This window comes from Paenibacillus sp. 01T431 (assembly GCF_056398625.1).
In genome coordinates, this window is the sequence record NZ_JBFTPT010000016.1 from 81249 (window position 1) to 100712 (window position 19464).

Genomic DNA, 19464 nt, shown 5'->3' on the forward strand with positions numbered 1-19464 from the left:
GAGATCTGGTCAAATGAAAGTTACACCAAACAAAGGTCGATCTAATCTAAAAAGAAGCTGGATGTTTCCGATTGGACTATTTCTTGTTTTACAATTATTCTTTATCATCTGTGATCGTTTTTCATGGGCGCCAAACTTGCAAGAAGGGGCATTATTTAACCGGATATATAACTCCATATCTCATTCGAAGCTGTTTATGGAATGGTTCGTCCCTTATAAAACCACACAATTCAACATATTCACAGCCATCTTTTCTATTACATTACTTCCCGTTGCATTAATAAGAGCAGTAAGAAGCAACTATTCCAGAAAATGAATGGTTTAGTACTTATATTGTCTGCCGTTCCTCTAAACACAAAACCAGCTCATGCAAATTTCGCATGAGCTAGTTCAATGTCTATTGTTTAGTAAATATGGATCAGACTTTTCCGATCAATTGTTTATACGATGTAGTAAAACTACAGCTTCCACATGAACTGTCCAAGGAAACATATCCACCGGCACAACCTCAGTCGTCCTATACCCGCCGTCCTCCAGCACACGCAAATCCCTTGCGAGCGTAGAAGGGTTGCAGCTCACATACACCACTCGCTCCGGCTTCATCGCCAGAATCGTCTCAAGCAGTGCAGGATCGCAGCCTTTGCGCGGTGGATCAACGACGATGACATCGGCCGTTATGCCTTCCTTGCGCCAGCGTGGAATAACAACCTCCGCAGGGCCCGCCTCGAATGAGGCGTTCGTAATACCGTTGAGCGCTGCATTCCGCGCCGCATCCTCGATTGCCTCGGGTACAATTTCAACGCCATAAACGCGTCCAGCCTGCCTTGCAAGGAACAACGATATCGTACCAATGCCGCAATAAGCGTCGATGACCGTTTCCGAGCCTGTTAAGCCAGCATACTCGACCGCTTTACGGTAAAGCTCCACCGTTTGCATCGGATTGACTTGATAGAACGATCTCGCCGATATTGCGAAGCGAATGCCGTCGAGTTCATCATAGATAACCTCGCTGCCCCAGAGGACGCGAGTCTCATCACCGAATATAACGTTCGTATTTCGCTCGTTCACATTCTGAACGATGCTCTTCACGCCAGGGAGCTCCTCGCGGATGCGCCTCACCCATTCATCCGACGAAGGCAGCTTCCTGCTGTTCGTGACCAACACAACCATGATCTCGCCGGTGACAACGCCTGTCCGTGCCATCACATGGCGCAGCACGCCGCGTCCAGTTTCCTCATCATAAGGTGTGGCGCCAAGCTCACGTCCAATTCGCTTCACTACACGAATAACCTCATCATTATGCTCATGCTCAATCAGACAATCATCCATATCAATAATCCGATGGCTGCCGCGGGCGTAGAAGCCTGCAATTAATTGACCATCTTTAGAACGGGTGCCGATCGGCACCGATGCTTTATTGCGATAACGCCAAGGCTCGCCCATTCCAATAGTAGGGTGAACAACAATCCCAGCAGACACATTATCTCCATCCGACAGATTGCCTTCACCATCCACATTCAGTTTGCCGATTCGCATCAAGTTATCCACAACATGCTGGCGTTTCCACTCCAGCTGCGCCGGATAATCGAAATGCTGCAGCTGGCAGCCGCCGCATTCCTTATAAATATCACAAGGCGGCTCCACGCGCGATGGGCTCTTAAGCATCAGCTCTTCAAGCTTCGCATAACCATACTGCTTCTTTACCTTCATCACCTTCGCGCGCACACGCTCACCAGGAAGTGCTCCCTGTATAAAAAGGGTAAAGCCGTCAGCGCGGCCTACCCCTTCTCCATCATGTGTCAGGCCGATAATATCGACGGTGACTTCTTCATTTTTCTGAAAAGGCGCATCTGCTGGAATCGCCGCTGCTCGAGTACTCGTACTCGCAGCACTGCGCGATCTGCCTTTGCCGCCTCTGCTTCTACCTTTGTTCATAAACTCTCTCCGCTCTATCTTCAATGCTGTTGCATGCTAGTTCCTATTTATCATTCCCAGATTTCCGAATACATAAGTGCTTAACGGTAAGTCGATTCCCCAGTCTCATCAGCAAAAATACGCAAATGAGACGGCAGCACCGAAAAAGTACACGGCAGCACGCCGCCATATTCGCCATCGAGGTTAATTTGCACATAATCCGGTGTAGTCACCTTTAGTTCATCCGTCCGAAAATGAATCACATGTGGATCGTTCAAATGCTCACCGCGCAGCGCAAGCGTCACAAGCTTAATAAATTCCGGCAGATTGCATTTGCGGATAAGCAGGACGTCCAGAAGCCCGTCATCAAGCTTGGAGTCCGGCGCCAATCGCTCGAAACCGCCAACCGAATTGCTGTTGCATATGAGGAACATCATGAACTCATCATGGAATTCCCCTACACCAGCTGCATGAAAAGTCAGCTCAGTTGGCCGAAGTCGGGTCATTTTCTCCATGCCCTTCATATAATATGCCAGCTGCCCAATCATCGTCTTAAGCTTGCTCGGCACATCATAGGTCAGTTCCGTTAAGGAGCCGCCCCCAGCAATATTGATAAAATAGCGATCATTCGCCTTGCCGACATCAATCGGCCGGCTATATTGCTGAATAATAAGGTCGACTGCGTACTCCCAATGCTTCGGAATACCCATCGCCCGTGCGAAATCATTGGTTGTGCCTACTGGCAATATGCCAAGCGGAGGTCGATTCGCCTTGTTCGTCAAGCCGTTGATAACCTCATAAAGCGTACCGTCACCGCCTGCTGCAATGATCATATCATAGCCGCGGTCCGCGGCTTCAGCCGCTGCAAGTGTCGCATCGCCCTCGCCTATCGTGGCGTGGCAGCTCGTCTCAATACCGCCCTGTTCAAGACGCTGAAGAATATCTGGCAATCTTTTTTTCATTTCTTCTCTTCCCGATGTCGGGTTATATATAAGTCTTGCTCGTTTGATTGCCATCTCGGTTCACCCCTAACAATCATTCAACCTAACATTTATTCTGTAAACGTGACATGCTTCTCTTCGCGTAACCGTTGTAAACCGTCGATCATCTGATGCTCCAGCCACTGCTCAATCGCTGCATTAGGAAGCATCGCCTTGCCGTTATAGCGATATACAAAACCATTAAGCCGATTTGGAATGACATGATTGGTAAAATAGCCTTGGCTCAGAAATAGCGGCACAACAATGACCGCTTCCTGCGGATTCGATTCCTGCATCGCTGCCAGTTTTCCTGCCGCTTGGTCTGGCAATAGCATGGCATACTCTGCGCGCTTATATCCACCAAGCGCTCTAACCCGCTCGCCAAGTTTCTTCAGCCCTTCCTGCCAGCGCTCATGGAATACCTTTTCTTTGCTTCCGTGGCCAATAAGCAGTAACGCTTCTGACTCTGGTCTTGTGGATAAGGGTGCAATATTTGAAGCGAGCAGCTCTGCAATTTGGGGATCATCGTCAATTGGGAGACCATAATGAATCGTGGCTTTGACTCGAAATGTACCTAAGTCACCCTCCAGATCGGAAACCCATGGAAAACCAAATGCTTGCCCAATTTCATCCACATGTGTACTGCCCGAAGAAACGAACAGCGGCACTACGAACATATCCGTAACACCTTGCCGCTCTAATTCATCAATGCCATCCTGAATAAGCCGTCCCTCCACGATCTCGAGAAAGGACGACATAATTGGAACACCTGATAAACCGGGCGAAGCCGCTGCTGCTGCCATCGCATCATCGACTAACTGTACCCATGCAGCTTCTCTGGAGCCGTGGCTAATGACAAGAATGCCTGGCTTCATCGAATGATTCCTACCTTCCAAGCCGTTCTAAAGCCATTTTATAACCGTCATTGCCATAGTTCAAGCAACGCTTCACTCTCGATATTGTTGCTGTACTCGCGCCTGTCTCGGCTTCAATCGCGTTATAAGTGCTGCCTTTTCCGAGCATCCGTGCTACTTCAAGTCTTTGCGATAACGATTGGATCTCATTCACCGTACACAGATCATCGAAGAAAACATAACATTCCTCAACTGACTTCAATGTAAGCACCGCTTCGAATAATTGATCTATTGCTTTATCGTTCAGCTTTTTAAGCTGCATGCGAATTCACTCCTATTAAAACTAATGTTACTATTGTAACTTTTTTAACCGTTTTTTTCAAACATTACCGAATTAACGCAAGGAAATGCCCCACCTATTTGACGCGAACTCACATACAAGCAGCAGGCATTTATCTAGAAAAAAATCTGCACCCCGAGACATTCGTCCAATCCTTATGTTCGCCTACTCCATAAACTGTTATAAAAGAAGGGTTGTGATCCGTGTGAACTATCGCAATAACCCCGGTACCGGCAACCAGCAAAACGATTGGCACGGCGGCCAGCGTCTGGCACAAGAGCCGTTCAGCAAATCGTCTGGCGCAAAGTCGAGCGGTTTCAGCTTTGGCGGAAACCTGCCAACAATGCCGCCGGCTTCGCAGCAGGCGCAGGATATCCTGCCCGTCGTTGTACCGGATACAGCTGCTGAGCTAATAGAATCGACCACTAGCACCAAAGCAAGCGGCTTCTCACTTGCCAATCTAGGCGAAATTAAAGGTTATATCGATCGTTTGGGCGGCATCGACGGAATCTTAACGACCGTGACAAAGGTCCAGAAGGTCATGTCGAGCGTTTCTCAGATGGCTCCGCTTGTCAAAGTGCTTATGGGCTCCTTTGGCAAAAAATCAAAAGAATCTGATGACGATGATTCTGACGAATGGAAACCTAAGCGCCGCAAACGCCGCAAGCCAAGAGCTGGTTCCGGCTCAGGCAAAAAAACAGTTCGTCGTCGCCGTACTGCGCCTAAGAAACGTTAAACACGGATTCGAAGGTTTATTCTAAACATATTTAACCTACATCTATTAAAGTGAAGCACCCTGATTGCCGCGAATAGCGCAGCGATCGGGGTGTATTTTATTTCATCCATTTATGCACATGATCACACTAGAAATAAAATAGTTATCCAGCTGTGGATAACCCATTTCCCTTGTCTGTCCACATAAAAACTGTTCGAATTCGTACATCATTGTTGTGAACTGTGTACAAGTACAACCTTCGACAGTTTTCGTCAGCTTCCATCTTATAATCCATACACAGCTGTTCGTACAATGTGCATATGTTTTCTGCTTATGCTGAAAATATATAAATATTCAAAAGAAAAACAAATCAATTCTGCCGCATATTATGGTAGCAACGAAGCTGCATCGGCTGTACAATCATCAAATGTGGAACTCATACACAGCTGTTATTAATTATGTGCATAGATGCAATTTTCGCGAATTTTCGATAAACGTTGTCCACAGTGGGTAAACGTTAGAAGAGAACACAAAAAATAGTGAGGAACATCTCATTCCCCATGAGCCTAGGCTCATGGCGAGTGAGGTTTTCCTCACTATCTCACTATCTCATTTAAAGAGTCAGATCACTATATTACCGAAGAGTAATCGTTTTTTCAAGCTTTTCTTATAGGAAGAAGAAATGAATGATCCAGTAGAAAAACATCGCCATGATGATTGTAATGGGAATTGTAATAACCCACGCAACGATGATACGACCTGCAACTCCCCATTTAACAGCGGAGAAACGTTTCGCGCTGCCGACACCAAGGATTGAAGACGTAATAACATGTGTTGTACTTACTGGAAGATGAAGCATCGTAGCCGTCAAAATAACAGCTGCTGAACCAATGTCAGCTGCAAAGCCGTTGATTGGCTCGATTTTGAAAATTTTTGTCCCCATCGTTTTGATGATTTTCCAGCCGCCGACTGAGGTACCGAGCGCCATTGCTGTCGCCGCGGAAATTTTAACCCATAGTGGAACGTCCATCGTGGTTTGAATACCGGAAGCAACTAGAGCAAATACGATAATACCCATTGCTTTTTGAGCGTCATTCGTACCGTGAGAGAACGATTGGAAAGCAGCTGTCAGGATTTGACCGAAGCGAAATCCTTTATTCACCTGATGCGGACTTGATTTGGCAAAGATTTTCTTGAGAATCCACATAATGATAAAACCTGCGGAGAAAGCAATGAGCGGTGAAAAAATCAACGCTTGTACAATCTTGATCAATCCGCCGCTGTTAATTGCGCTCATGCCTGCTCCGCCGATTACTGCGCCTGCGAGGGAGCCAATCAAAGCATGTGAGGATGAGGAAGGAATACCGAACCACCAAGTAATCAGGTTCCATGCGATTGCTGACAATAGAGCCGCAATAACTATGGGAACGCCGTGCTCCAGCTCTGCTGGATTGGCTACACCTTTACCAATTGTGGCCGCAACGCCTGTAAACGTAATCGCACCGACAAAGTTCATTACGGCGGCCATTACGATTGCAACTCTAGGTTTTAACGCCCGAGTCGACACGGCAGTTGCAATCGCATTTGCCGTATCATGAAATCCATTTATAAAATCAAACGAAAGCGCTAGAAATACGACAATCCATAGAACCATTAAATCCATTGTAAAAGACTCCCACTCTCTAGATTAGCTATTACGCATAATGATCGATTCCAGCGTATTGGCAACGTCCTCGCAGTAGTCGGTCGTTTGCTCTAGCATCTCATAAATCTCTTTGCGCTTCATCAGCTCAATTGGATCTGTGACATTTGCGAACAAGCTCTTGATGCAAACCCGTAGCAGGTCGTCAGCTTGGTTCTCCAGCTCGTTAAGTGCAATATTTGGCTCGCGTATAGCAAGCAGCTTCCGTTCTGTAAGCAAATAAATTGCTTTCTTAATTTGATGCGACGAACGAACGAGAATATCGCCAAACAACGTTATGTACTCGTCCTTCTCAAGAATGTTGTACATTTCAAAACGAGATGCGCAAGCTTCGATGCCATCAAGCACATCATCAAGCGAAGTCGTCAGGGCCATAATATCTTCACGTTCAATCGGAGTGATGAACGTTTTGTTCAGCTCCTTCAAAATCGTGTGTACATGCTTGTCGCATCTACTTTCGTATTCCTTCATGGTCTTGGCGAAAGCTGATACATCCGATAGGTCTGACAATCCTTTGGCAAAGTACTCCACAGCCTCGACAATTGCGTCAGCCATTTCTTCGAACGTCTTAAAGAAAATATCCTTTTTCTTGAACATCGTAATCCCCTTTACACGACTTGATGTTTAGGCGCACTGCTATGAGCCCACAATATCTTAACATAGTTTACATGTGAATTGTTAAGAGAATGTAAAGGTTTTATGAAAAATTTTAGATTTTCATAAAAAATATAAAAAAGACGCAATCCTGTAACAAGATTGCGTCCTTTTGATCCTTGGAAGCTCATCCGTCAACGTCTGTTAACAGTGTCTCCAACTTGCTACGTTTGTACCCATGTTACATGCCCTTCGAATGTCGGTTTGTTTGGCACGATATGAAAGAAAGTTTTTCCAGGGACGAACGGCAGCTCTGCTCCATTCTTTACAATTCGAATCATTCCATCTGGAGCTCTTACCCATTCTGCTTCGATGGCTTTGCCTTTCTGGAACAGAATCGCCGAGCCTCCTTTTGTCAGATCGACGGCCAATCGTCCCTCTTTATCAAGCGTCTTGTGATCCGCTCCAAGAACAACCAAATTTGTACCGGAAAGCTGTTCATTATTGTTCATATCGATATGCGGTTTGTCGCCAATTGACCGTTTGTATAAGCCTGATACTGAATCGTATTTGTATCCAACATTATAATTTTTGAGCATAAAATTTATTGTAATGTCGGCTGCCGGGACACCAACCTCTGTGGAACCCGCTTCCGCGAACGTATAAGGCGGAACCTGCTTGTCCATGCTGTATTTCTTCTTCTCTGCGCCTGTACGCAGCTTCTCTAGATTTGAATACAAATTATGGGGAGCCTTGCGTTCCTTGCTTCTCCAGAAGTAGCTGCCTGCATTCGAGATTTCATCCAAATAAGGTTTGCCCTGCCTTTGCAGTACTGCATAACCATCATTGCTCGCCCCTGCATGGGCAAGCACAGCGCCATAACTGTCTCCAATATCAATAAGATAAGGTCTAATGCTGCGTATAGGTCCAATCGTATCGGTTATTGCGCTCGTACTCTGAAATACGGCAATTAAACGAGTAATGCCGCCTTCCGCAAGCACTTCCCAGATTACGTCAGCGTTTGTTAAACCAGACTGTGGACGAGCTGCTGCGAAATTATTAATCATAACAACAATCGGTCTTGAGGTTGCCGCATTTTCCAATTTCAGTCCGCTTAGCGGAGCATCATAAGGGAGCGGCGTCGGGGCTGTCACTGGCTCATCCGTGCTATTAGGATCAATAATATCATTTGTCTCTGTCGGTGTATCGTTGCTGCCTTTCCCTCCACTGCAAGCTGTAATAAGGAGTATAAGCGATAATAATAGCAAAACTGCCGATTTTCGAATTCTTTTATTCATGCGTTAACCTGCCTTTTCCCGCTAAAACATAGCTTGTATTCGTTTTCATATTACTTCCATTTAAACACAATTGAGGGCGTATGTCTCGACAAATAAGTTGCTTTCCAGGTTAAAAAATCCAATTTTTTCATATCATATCCCAATTTCCCAACATAAAGCTTGGTCTTAGCACCGCATGGACGTACGACAAAAAAATAGAAGGGACAAGCTCTTGGCTAACAAGAACTTGCCCCTTCTATTTGTTCATGCCGCTTTAAATACTCCAGTGATGCCATTCTTCTTGCTGTTTATCAAGTCCGTTTAGCCAATCTGAGGTTACGCGAATCGCTTCCTCCTGATGATTGCGAGCGGAGTAGGTGTGATTCGCTTGAAAAATAATTTCCTTATCGCAAAGGCCCTCATTGCGGGTCCAGAACACCTTCTGGTATAAGAAGCTGTAATCGACAGGTATAAGCTCATCGCTAGTACCGTGAACCAGCAGCACCTCGCCGCCAAATTTAGTAGCTGCTTGGAAAGGCTGATGTTGAAGCAGCGAATCAAAAAATACAGGCTGCAGCGTATACCCTTGATAATCGGAGCTTCCTCCAGTTACAGCATCGTCATAGCTGCTGCGTCCTACGATCCGTACAATATCATTGAACGGATAAGCAACAGGCGACCAAAGCACAAGACGTTTAGCGCGCTTATCTTTAACTGCTGTCATAATCGCTACCGCCCCGCCAAGGCTGTGGCCAAGCAATACGATTCTGAGCGGATCAACACATTCCATGCTTGATAAATAATCAATCGCGCTTCTAGTCTGATCTACCATGGAATCAAAGCCGAGAGCACCGTAATCACCGCTGCTCTCGCCGCAGCCGCCATAATCGAAACGAAGGACATAAGAGCCTTGCGCCGCAAGCGCTCTAGCCGTTTTTACAAACAAACGGTCAACGCCTATGCGAGAGCCTATGAATCCATGGCATATAATGATGGCTTGTTTTTTTTCTGAATCGTTTTTATTTCCATCCGTAGGGTAATGCAGCGTTGCCGCAAGCTCAAGCTCGTTATGTCGCAGCGTCAAGTGCTTTTCCATCCGATAACCTCCTGAAAGCCTATATATAATAATTCCTACCCGTATACTATGAATTAATATTAAAACCATAATATCATCACTGCTCTGTACCTGTCAATCTCACAAAGAAAATAAAACCAGCAAACTTTATACTGCTCCTAATCGGGACATACTACCCATATGTTTGGCAGATTCACATTTTAGGAGGTGCAAAGCTATGCCTTTATGGATTGCCTTTATAAAGGATCACTGGCTGTCCTTGCTGCTTATTATAGGAATCGCAGTTGCGATATCGTTTGTATATGCGAACCGCAAGCTGCTGTTCTATAAAGAATGACGATAGGAGCACCGCGAGCAGCTGAGGGAATGGATTATTCCTCATGCATGATCGGCACTCGAATCGTCACAATTGTTCCGGCTCCACGTTCGCTGTCAATGGTTAACTGACCGCCGTGGAGCTCAATGATCTCCTTGCAAATAGCTAGTCCGAGTCCAGATCCGCCATGGCCGGTACTCGCTTTATAAAACTTTTCAGTGACATGAGGCAAGTCCTCTGCTTCAATTCCACAGCCTGTATCCGCTATCGTGAGCATCGCGCTATCTTGTTCGATGGTCGTTGCTACATGAATGGTGCCGCCAGCAGGTGTAAACTTGAGCGCATTGTCAATTAGATTAATGATTACCTGCTTGAGCCGATTCGCATCCCCTCGAACAACAATTGGGCTTTTTCCATAGTTAGCCAAAATACGTACCCGCGTATGCTCCTCGCGAACCCCTAGCTGATTAACCGTTTCTTTAACCGGACCATTGAAATCAAGCACTTCACTATGCAGCTCCATCGTCCTAGCCGACAGCTTCGAGAAATCGAGCAAATCTTCAACCAGCCCCGATAAGCGCTCCGTTTCCTTGCTAATAATGGATAAGCCCAGCTTTACCTCTTCATCATCCTCGGTAGGCTCGCTTTCCTTTAATGTTTCACTCCAGCCCTTAATCGATGTAAGCGGGGTGCGAAGCTCATGGGATATCGAAGAAATAAAGTCATCCTTCAGCTTCTCACGTTTGCTAAGCTCTAATACCATTGCATTAAACGTTTCCGCTAGCTGACCAATTTCATCATCATTCCGCTGAATAGCCCGATGCGTCCAATCTCCCTCGGCCATATAGCGCGCCGCTCGAGTAAGCTCTCGAATCGGCTTCACGATTCGCTGGGCGAGAAACAAGCTTAAGCCAAGAAACAACAGGACAACTCCGATTCCAACCGCTGTTGCCATCCGGATAAGCAAGCTCACCATCGCATCTACTTGATTTAAGGAAGCTGAATAACGAAGCATGGATACGACCCGCGTTTCATTCCAAAGCGGTATCGTGACCGACATGACCCGCTCTCCATAATAAGGGTCAACTCCCCGCCAGCTTCCCGTTGTCCCTGCAATCGCGGACTTTACGTCAGCAGTCGTATAACGAATATCTGGTGCAAAACCGTCGGAATCGATCCGAATTTGCCCCGTGCTATCAAGAAGCTGCAGCCTAGTGCCGCTTTCAACCATGTATTGCAAAATATAATCGCCCTGATCCTTCACTGTAAGCGAGGAAAGCGAACGGCTGTGCAGTGTTAACGCCGACTCCGCACGTTGTTTAACGGAGCTCTGCGCGCTTCCGTAATAGTAGTTCCACATTAATGCTGCGAACACGCCACCAAGTACGCTGACGACAAGCACGATGAGCAGCAAATAGCTCCACACCATTCTCGTTTGTACGCTTTTCATTCGTCGCCGCCCCGCTTCCACCGATAACCATAACCCCAAACCGTTTCAATAAAGGCTGGATCGGATGGGTTTTTCTCGATTTTCTGGCGAATTCTTCGAATATTCACGTCCACTACCTTAAGATCTCCAACATAATATCTGCCCCATACCTCTGTCAAAATATGATCTCGGCTGACGCTCTCGCCGACTCGTTCCATCAATAGTCGTACAAGCGTCCATTCCGTAGGCGTCAAAATAATTTCCTTGCCCTGCTTCCACAGCTTCCGCTCTGCTACAGAGAGCCGGAACGGCTGTACATGCAGCTCCTGATGATGAAAGCCCCCGCTTCCATAATTCATCGTAGGCTGCTGTTCTTCTATCGGACGCTGTACATTAAATGCAGATGTCGGTGCCGCTATAGGCGCTGCTTCGCCACGGTACACTTCCTCACTTGCCGCAATCGATTCAGATGCAGCACCAACCTCTTGCTCCTGATCATCCAGCTGAGGCTTCATTCTCCGATAGAGCGACTTAATCCGCGCAATAAGCTCGCCTGGACTGAACGGCTTTTGCACATAATCATCTGCACCTAGCTCCAGCCCATGAATTTTATCCTCTTCCTGCGACTTCGCCGTTAGCATAATAATACCCATGCGCGGATAGCGGGCACGCAGCTGCTCGCACACTTCAAACCCGCTGATCGTCGGCAGCATAACGTCGAGCAGCGCAATATCGATAGGCCCTTCTGTATCTGCAAGCGCTAACGCTGATTCGCCAGTTTCCGCCTCTATCACTTCCATATCGTTGCGCTTTAGATTAATGCGGACAAAGCCGCGGATGGACTCCTCGTCCTCCAACAATAATATACGCATAGCTTAAAGCACCCGCTTTTCTCTCTTAATCGTTACGGATAGTAAGCGAAGATGCAAACTCTGCTTCTACCCCTGCCATCTCGCTAAAAGCTTGCCGATCTGCTTCAGGCCACTCGGCTGGAGCTTCCACTACGAATGAAACCGCAAAAACATTACCGCTGTCCGTCATAAGCTGCCGATATCGTTTAGATTGCTGCTTCCAAGTTGATTCAACGCTATCCCACTGCTTCTGCGGTACTGCATATAAGGTCGCCAGTTTGGCTGTCTTATTCAATTTTTCATTCCAGTAATCGATAGACACAAGGGCATGCGGCTCGTTCAAGCTGTGCATCGTATAACGGCCTAACCATTGTTCAGGTATACGAAGCTGTATACCATAACTATAATCAGAAAATTCCTCTGTTATTTTCACAAAATCAGATTTACCGTCCCATTGCATCCATTCATCCAACCATTTGGAATCGGAATAAGGAACCTCTGAATAACCCGGAGCCTCTTTCGTCCATGGCAGTTCAAAAATGCCATCGCCATTTATATCCTTGCTCATCGTTGGCGTTCCGCTAATTCCTTCCTGCCCTATAGAACGATTCGGATAAACGAGCCTGAGCTTGTTTCGCTCCCAAACGTACATAGTGGTATAAGTACTATGCGCGCCGGTCGACGCTTCCAAAATAATACCTCTACGAGTAGGTGAAATCCGTCCAATGAGCAAACGATCATAACTATTCACTTCTTTATACAGGTTCTCTGTATGTATTTCCCGCATGCTCCCGTTGATCCAATTGTAAATGGTTAAATGGAATTCAGGCAGCGCCATTTCTTGATTCGTACCGATCTCYGATATAATCGCAAGCTCAATTCGTCCATCTTCATTAATGTCGCCCGTATCTCCATAAGAATAAGGCAAGGTCTCCATAGGCTTCAATGTCAATTTGCCGACGTCGTTGCGTACTGGCTTCGATTTAAACGAATAAATCTCGAGCACATTCGGACTATCAAAAGCTCCGATCCACCCGATCATGATTTCCATTTGACCATCGTTATCGAGATCCTCTATTTTCAGCCAATCGATTAATCTGGCCAGCGGCTGCTGAATAAGCACCCACGGCTTCCATACTGAATTCGTATATTTGAACACCATTAACTCAGGTGAACTGTATTCATTGTAATAAGAAACGATAGCCTCTTCCGTTCCGTCTCCGTCCACATCAATGAGGCGTATGGCTTCCATATGATCCTCTCTAAGAGGAAGTGTCAGCTTGCTGTAATCCGGTAAATTTTTTTCAATTGCCTGCACGATAGCCTGTTTCTCGGGTGAAATAGCAGGCTTCTGCAGAAGATCTGCAGGCGCGGCTGTATAACGACAGCCAGCTGCGAGCAATAGGAGTGGAATCAAGCCACCGAGCATTAAGCTCCATCTCATGATTGGTCCACGCCTATTTCTCACATTACTATCACTTGCGTTATCCAACGTTGCAGCCTCCTCGTGCATGTTCCCAGTTAAGCCAATTGATCGGCAGTCACTAACGTATAACCCATATTTTCCAAAAGATCAATGATAGCAGGTAAAGCGTGTACCGTATTTTTAACATGTTTGCTTCCAAAAGAATGCATTAATATCATACCATTTGGTTTGGCTTCTTTCTTAATCATTTTAATCATATCGGAAGACGAGGTGCCCGCCCAGTCGCGCGTGTCGATATTCCAGCCAATTAGTTCACGATGATTTTCTTTCACTAATGCTTTAACTGTATCCGATACCGCCCCATAAGGTGCGCGGACCATTGCTGGTGTTATGCCGATCGCTTCTTTAATTGCGTTGTCTGCTTCTTTAAATTGTTCAATAATTCCCTGCTCGTCTAGCTTAGATAAATCCTTATGATTATTTGTATGATTGCCAATTGCATGCCCTTCGTCTACAATACGCTGCAGCACTTCTGGATTTTTCGTAACTTGTTGCCCGACTACAAAGAAAGTGGCCTTAACTCCTTTTTCCTTCAGGATATCCAAAATATCGGTTGTATAACGCTTGTCTGGACCATCGTCGAACGTGAGCGCGATAAGTTTTTTACCTTTGTCAGGCTTTGATGCTGCTATAACTTGATCCGGCTTGTCCAGCTTTTCCGTTACAGGAACTTCAGGTTTTCCCTTGTCTGGTTCGACTGGCTTATTATCCACATCGCCATGAATGATATCACCGTCTTTGCCTCCGTTGTTGCCGATAATAACGACATCTCCGTCACCAGTGGTTCCGCTTCCCGTTTCTGGCCCTTTCTCGTTGTTCCCATTATCTACAATGGAATTTTTCTCACCTGTCAAAAGCGTTGATAAGCTTAATCCGCCTTTTGCCCCACAAGCACTGAGGCTCATGATTACTACAATCGATAGAACTCCTAAAAACAAAAMACGACGCTGTCTTACTTTTTTCATTACACTCACCTTCTATTCCTCGCTGATAGATTCATTGTAACGCTGCGGCATATTGATAGAGTTACAAATTAGTAACACCTTTCGAGTGATTTTGACACACTTGGCACAAAAATAGGCGAAAATAAAAAAAAGCCAACCAGAGATTTCTGGTTGACCAAAATAAAGGAAAGACCATATTTTTATTTCGTACTAAGCAACTTAGATTAGTGCTTTAGCTGCGATGTCCGTTCGGTTTTGCTTGCCTTCAAAATCGATCACGCTAACCGCTTCATACGCGCGTGCACGAGCCTCTGCAATGTCGCGGCCGCGGCCAACGATACCTAGAACGCGTCCGCCGTTTGTAACGAATTGCCCATCCTTTTCAGCAGTTCCAGCATGGAACACGAGAGCTCCCTGCGCTTCTGCTTCTGCAAGACCGGTGATTACGCGACCTTTTGGATAAGAAGCTGGGTACCCTTCCGATGCGACAACAACACAAACGGCTGCTTCCTCGCTCCACTGAATATCAAGCTGATCCAAATTGCCATTCAGCGATGCAAGCACGATGTCGATCAGATCCGTTTGCAAACGAGGCAGTACAACCTGCGTTTCTGGATCTCCCATGCGAGCATTAAATTCGATCGTTTTTGGACCGTCCTTCGTAATCATAAGACCAGCGAACAAAACGCCGCGGAATGGACGGCCTTCGCTGACCATCGCTTTTGCCGTTGGAATGATGATGTTCTGAATCGATTCGTCAATAATGGCTTGATCGATATGAGGCAGCGGTGTATAGGTACCCATGCCGCCTGTATTTGGACCTTTGTCTCCATCAAAGATGGGCTTATGATCCTGTGCTGGAACCATAGCGCGAACCGTCTCACCGTCAACGAAAGCGAGAATGGACATCTCTTGCCCTACTAAGCATTCCTCGATAACGATTTGGCTTCCTGCTTGGCCGAATACTTTATCAACCATCATGTCGCGCAGCGCTTGCTCCGCTTCCTCTAGCGTAGCTGCAACCGTAACGCCTTTGCCAGCTGCGAGCCCGTCAGCTTTAATAACGATAGGAGCGGATTGCTCGCGAAGGTAAGCGGACGCTGATTCATAATCGGTGAATGTTTCATATTTCGCCGTAGGAATATCGTATTTTTTCAATAGATTTTTCATGAAAATTTTGCTGCCTTCGATTTCAGCCGCATTTTTGCGAGGACCGTATGCCACGATTCCTGCTGCTTCGAATGCGTCTACGATACCATCTGCAAGCGGATCATCTGGACCTACAAAAACAAGATCAATTGCAGCATCCTTTGCAAACTGAATAAGCTCATCAAATTGATTGACCGCGATCGGTACAATTTCAGCTAGCTGAGCAATACCTGCGTTGCCCGGTGCGCAAAAAATTTCTACTACCTTCTCGCTTTTCTTAAGCGCCCATACGATTGCATGCTCTCGTCCGCCGCCGCCAACTACCAAAATACGCATAACCGATAACCTCCCAAATGACTAAATACAAGTAAAAACGCCTTCGGCGACCTTTGTACGCTGAAGCAGCTTTGACGAATAAAAACAAGCCCTTTATAAGCTAACAAACTTATTTTAAAAAATGCAGCCGCCGCCCGCGCCAGCTGTCTGTCGTTAACGTGCGGCTGCCTATTTGAATAGCTGCGCCAGGTTCTAGTGTTTAAAGTGACGTACGCTTGTGAACACCATCGCGATGTTGTTCGCATTAGCCGCAGCAATCGACTCTTCGTCTTTGATTGAGCCGCCTGGTTGAATGATCGCTGTGATGCCAGCTTTAGCAGCAAGCTCTACCGTATCGCCCATTGGGAAAAATGCGTCCGATGCAAGTGATGCTCCTTTTGCCGCTTCGCCAGCTTGTTCAATTGCAATGCGTGCTGCGCCGACGCGGTTCATTTGACCAGCGCCAACGCCAATCGTCATATCGTCCTTCGCAAGCAAAATCGCATTCGATTTTACATGTTTAACAACTTTCCAGCCGAATAGCAGCTGTTTCAGCTCTTCCGCAGTCGGTTTGCGATCTGTAACAAACTGCAAATCTGCTTCTGTAACCGAATGAACGTCGCTCTCTTGTACGAGCATACCGCCGTCAACTGAAGTAACAAGCCATTCCGGCTTGCGCTCACCAGCTGCCGAAAGCTCTCCCAGCTTCATCAAACGGATATTTTTCTTCTTCGTCAAAATCTCAAGCGCTTCAGGCGTAAAGTCAGGCGCGATGATGATTTCGAGGAAAATACCGCCAAGCAGCTCAGCTGTGTCTGCACCGATCGTACGGTTAGCAGCTACGATACCGCCGAAGATCGACGTTGGGTCTGCTGCATACGCTTTTTGATAAGCTTCATGGATTGTAGCGCCGATTCCTACGCCGCAAGGATTCATATGTTTGACTGCAACGACCGCTGGCTCGTCGAATTCTTTTAGAATTGCGAGTGAAGCGTTGGCATCGCTAATATTGTTATAGGAAAGCTCTTTGCCGTGCAGCTGCTCAGCAGTCGTTACGTTGCCTGCTGCTGCAAGCGGCTTGCTGTAGAATGCAGCTTTCTGGTGCGGGTTCTCGCCGTAACGCAGATCCTGTACCTTCTCATAAGTAACGGTGTACGTTTCAGGCAATGATTCGCCCACTTGCTTGGTCAAGTAATCAGAGATAAGGGAATCATAAGCCGCAGTATGACGGAACACTTTGGCAGTCAGGCGTTTGCGCGTCTCAAGCGTCGTATCGCCTTGTGCTTTCAATTCCTCAATCACCGTACCGTAGTCGGCTGTATCTACTACAACCGTTACGAATGCGTGGTTTTTGGCAGCTGAACGAAGCATCGTCGGGCCGCCGATATCGATATTTTCGATTGCATCCTCATAGGAAACATCAGGTTTCGCAATCGTTTCTTTGAACGGATACAAGTTAACGACAACGAGGTCGATGTAATCCAGACCAAGCTCCTTCATCGTGTTCTGATGCTCTTCATTGTCACGCACCGCGAGCAAGCCGCTATGTACGGCCGGGTGAAGCGTTTTGACACGACCATCCAAAACCTCCGGGAAGCCCGTTACATCGGAAATACCGATAACCGGAATGCCTTCCTTTTGCAGCAGGCTGAATGTACCGCCCGTCGAAATAATTTGCACACCTTGGCTAGCCAGTTCTCTAGAAAACTCCACGATTCCTGACTTATCCGAAACACTAATTAACGCTCTGCGAATTGCCATGCAAATCCCTCCTCATCTATTTGACCAAACAATTTCTCTTCTCCAAATATTGCATCCACACTTGCCGATATTAGATCTTATTTCAATAAACGATTAGCCGTTTACTGTCACATAACGACCATTCAGTGTGACGCGACCCTTCGCGATATGCTGAATAACTGAGGGCAGCAGCGCTTGCTCGGCTGCGTGAATACGCTCCGCGAGTGATTCTTCCGTATCTCCGTCCAGCACTTCGACTGCCTGCTGCGCGATAATTGGTCCGCTGTCCATGCCGCCGTCCACGTAGTGAACGGTGACGCCAGTCAGCTTAACGCCATACGAAAGTGCCTGCCCGATGCCGTTCACGCCGGGAAATGCCGGCAGCAGCGCCGGATGAATATTAATCATCCGACCATAAAACGGCTCAACCAGCAAAGGCGTAATAATGCGCATGTAGCCTGCAAGCACGATCAGCTCCACGCCGCGCCGCGCTAGCTCAGCGATAATTTCCGTCTCATAAGCTTCGCGAGACGGGTATTCCTTCGGCGTGAACAGGAACGTGTCCACACCTGCCTTCCGTGCGCGCTCCACAACGGGAGCGGCAGGCTTGTCACAAACAAGAAGCTCGATGGTTACATCGAGCTTCCCTTCCTGCACCGCATCTACAATCGCTTGGAAATTCGTACCTTGTCCCGAAGCGAAAACAGCGATGCGAAGTGCTCCCATTATACTTCCGCTCCCGTAAACGTTACGATGCGGCTTCCTTCCGTAACCGTTCCGATACGGTAAGCCTGCTCACCAAGCTCAGAAGCGATGCGAAGTGCTTCATTTGCTTGATCAGCTGGAACAACAACAACTAGACCAATACCCATATTGAAAGTCGTGAACATATCACGATTCGTAATAGCGCCTTTATTTTGCATCAAATCGAAGATTGGCAAAATCGGCCATGAGCCGTATTCCACATCAACGTTCACACCGTCAGGAAGTACCCGCGGAATGTTCTCGATAAAGCCGCCGCCAGTAATATGCGCCATGCCCTTCACTTCCACTTGCTCAACCAGCTTAAGCGCCGATTTCACGTAGATGCGTGTTGGCTCAATCAGCACATCGCCTAGCTTCGCGCCGCCAAGCTCTTCAAGCTCTTGATCAAGCGAATAACCTGCGTCTTCAAGCAGCAAGCGGCGAACGAGCGAGAAGCCGTTGCTGTGAATACCGCTGGAAGCAAAACCGATAACCGCATCGCCAGCAGCGATAGTTGATCCGTCGATCATTTTTTTCTTATCCACAATACCTACTGTAAAACCAGCGATATCGTATTCTCCGCCTTGATACATGCCCGGCATTTCAGCTGTTTCGCCGCCGATGAGTGAACAGCCAGCTTGTACGCAGCCTTCTGCAATACCTTTAACGATCGCTTCGATTTTCTCAGGAACGACCTTGTCGCATGCCAAGTAATCAAGGAAGAACAACGGCTCTGCGCCTTGTACGATAATATCGTTCACGCACATGGCTACGGCATCAATGCCGATCGTGTCATGCTTGTCCATGGCAAAAGCAAGCTTCAGCTTCGTTCCGACGCCATCTGTTCCAGACACGAGTACAGGCTCATCGTACTTGTCCTTGTTTAGGCTGAACAGTCCGCCAAAGCCGCCAAGCTCTGCCAGCACCTCTGGACGGTAAGTCCGTTTTACGTGCTTCTTCATCCGTTCAACCGCTTCGTTGCCTGCCGCGATATCGACGCCGGCTTTTTTGTACGCTTCTGACACTCTCGGTCAACTCC

18 protein-coding genes are annotated in these 19464 nt (G+C 47.1%); 2 read left to right on the top strand and 16 right to left on the bottom strand.

Going from position 1 to position 19464, the window contains the following annotated elements:
* The first annotated feature begins 13 nt into the window (after positions 1-13).
* Positions 14-316, top strand: coding sequence for a YfzA family protein (locus tag AC1DM9_RS26325; protein WP_477583041.1), 303 nt, complete (start codon positions 14-16; stop codon positions 314-316).
* Positions 317-432: 116 nt separating this feature from the next.
* Here the strand turns inward: AC1DM9_RS26325 and rlmD are convergent, their stop codons facing one another.
* From rlmD to AC1DM9_RS26345, 4 genes are all read right to left on the bottom strand, one after another.
* Complete coding sequence (rlmD, locus tag AC1DM9_RS26330) at positions 433-1935, bottom strand: 23S rRNA (uracil(1939)-C(5))-methyltransferase RlmD (protein WP_477583043.1); 1503 nt, start codon at positions 1933-1935, stop codon at positions 433-435.
* 80 nt (positions 1936-2015) lie between these two features.
* The gene (locus tag AC1DM9_RS26335) at positions 2016-2924 is read right to left on the bottom strand and encodes a diacylglycerol kinase (RefSeq protein ID WP_179089927.1); all 909 of its coding nucleotides are present in this window, start codon (positions 2922-2924) and stop codon (positions 2016-2018) included.
* Between the two features lie 41 nt (positions 2925-2965).
* Positions 2966-3769: a sirohydrochlorin chelatase gene (locus AC1DM9_RS26340; RefSeq protein ID WP_477583045.1), complete on the bottom strand. Its 804-nt coding sequence runs from the start codon at positions 3767-3769 to the stop codon at positions 2966-2968.
* Positions 3770-3779: 10 nt separating this feature from the next.
* On the bottom strand, positions 3780-4070 hold the full coding sequence (locus AC1DM9_RS26345; RefSeq protein WP_054026535.1) for a YerC/YecD family TrpR-related protein: 291 nt from the start codon (positions 4068-4070) through the stop codon (positions 3780-3782).
* 223 nt (positions 4071-4293) lie between these two features.
* Between AC1DM9_RS26345 and AC1DM9_RS26350 the strand changes: the two genes are divergently transcribed.
* On the top strand, positions 4294-4824 hold the full coding sequence (locus tag AC1DM9_RS26350) for a tyrosine protein kinase (RefSeq protein WP_477583047.1): 531 nt from the start codon (positions 4294-4296) through the stop codon (positions 4822-4824).
* A 646-nt stretch (positions 4825-5470) separates the two neighbouring features.
* Here AC1DM9_RS26350 and AC1DM9_RS26355 read toward each other — a convergent pair.
* The 12 genes from AC1DM9_RS26355 to purM all read right to left on the bottom strand — a co-directional run bounded on the left by AC1DM9_RS26355 (position 5471) and on the right by purM (position 19450).
* The gene (locus AC1DM9_RS26355; protein WP_076271085.1) at positions 5471-6466 is read right to left on the bottom strand and encodes an inorganic phosphate transporter; all 996 of its coding nucleotides are present in this window, start codon (positions 6464-6466) and stop codon (positions 5471-5473) included.
* Between the two features lie 24 nt (positions 6467-6490).
* Positions 6491-7102, bottom strand: coding sequence for a DUF47 domain-containing protein (locus AC1DM9_RS26360; RefSeq protein ID WP_076271086.1), 612 nt, complete (start codon positions 7100-7102; stop codon positions 6491-6493).
* Positions 7103-7323: 221 nt separating this feature from the next.
* Positions 7324-8397 carry a DUF3048 domain-containing protein gene (locus AC1DM9_RS26365; protein ID WP_477549178.1) on the bottom strand — a complete coding sequence of 358 codons (1074 nt, stop codon included), beginning with the start codon at positions 8395-8397 and terminating at the stop codon, positions 7324-7326.
* Between the two features lie 253 nt (positions 8398-8650).
* Positions 8651-9472: an alpha/beta hydrolase gene (locus AC1DM9_RS26370; RefSeq protein ID WP_475446354.1), complete on the bottom strand. Its 822-nt coding sequence runs from the start codon at positions 9470-9472 to the stop codon at positions 8651-8653.
* A gap of 350 nt (positions 9473-9822) precedes the next feature.
* Entirely contained in the window at positions 9823-11217 is a 1395-nt protein-coding gene (locus AC1DM9_RS26375) for a sensor histidine kinase (protein WP_477510464.1), read from the bottom strand.
* Positions 11214-12068 (bottom strand): response regulator transcription factor, encoded by an 855-nt coding sequence (locus AC1DM9_RS26380; RefSeq protein WP_441884081.1) that lies wholly within the window; start codon positions 12066-12068, stop codon positions 11214-11216. Before AC1DM9_RS26380 ends, AC1DM9_RS26375 begins: the two co-directional genes overlap by 4 nt.
* Before the next feature lie 25 nt (positions 12069-12093).
* Positions 12094-13539 carry a hypothetical protein gene (locus tag AC1DM9_RS26385; protein ID WP_441884078.1) on the bottom strand — a complete coding sequence of 482 codons (1446 nt, stop codon included), beginning with the start codon at positions 13537-13539 and terminating at the stop codon, positions 12094-12096.
* A gap of 29 nt (positions 13540-13568) precedes the next feature.
* Entirely contained in the window at positions 13569-14498 is a 930-nt protein-coding gene (locus AC1DM9_RS26390; protein ID WP_477583049.1) for a polysaccharide deacetylase family protein, read from the bottom strand.
* Between the two features lie 198 nt (positions 14499-14696).
* Positions 14697-15962, bottom strand: a complete 1266-nt coding sequence (gene purD, locus AC1DM9_RS26395; RefSeq protein WP_441884072.1) for a phosphoribosylamine--glycine ligase — start codon at positions 15960-15962, stop codon at positions 14697-14699.
* 192 nt (positions 15963-16154) lie between these two features.
* Positions 16155-17702: a bifunctional phosphoribosylaminoimidazolecarboxamide formyltransferase/IMP cyclohydrolase gene (gene purH, locus AC1DM9_RS26400; RefSeq protein ID WP_441884069.1), complete on the bottom strand. Its 1548-nt coding sequence runs from the start codon at positions 17700-17702 to the stop codon at positions 16155-16157.
* Positions 17703-17795: 93 nt separating this feature from the next.
* The gene (gene purN, locus AC1DM9_RS26405; protein ID WP_441884066.1) at positions 17796-18407 is read right to left on the bottom strand and encodes a phosphoribosylglycinamide formyltransferase; all 612 of its coding nucleotides are present in this window, start codon (positions 18405-18407) and stop codon (positions 17796-17798) included.
* Positions 18407-19450 carry a phosphoribosylformylglycinamidine cyclo-ligase gene (purM, locus tag AC1DM9_RS26410; protein ID WP_441884063.1) on the bottom strand — a complete coding sequence of 348 codons (1044 nt, stop codon included), beginning with the start codon at positions 19448-19450 and terminating at the stop codon, positions 18407-18409. Before purM ends, purN begins: the two co-directional genes overlap by 1 nt.
* Positions 19451-19464 lie beyond the last annotated feature (14 nt).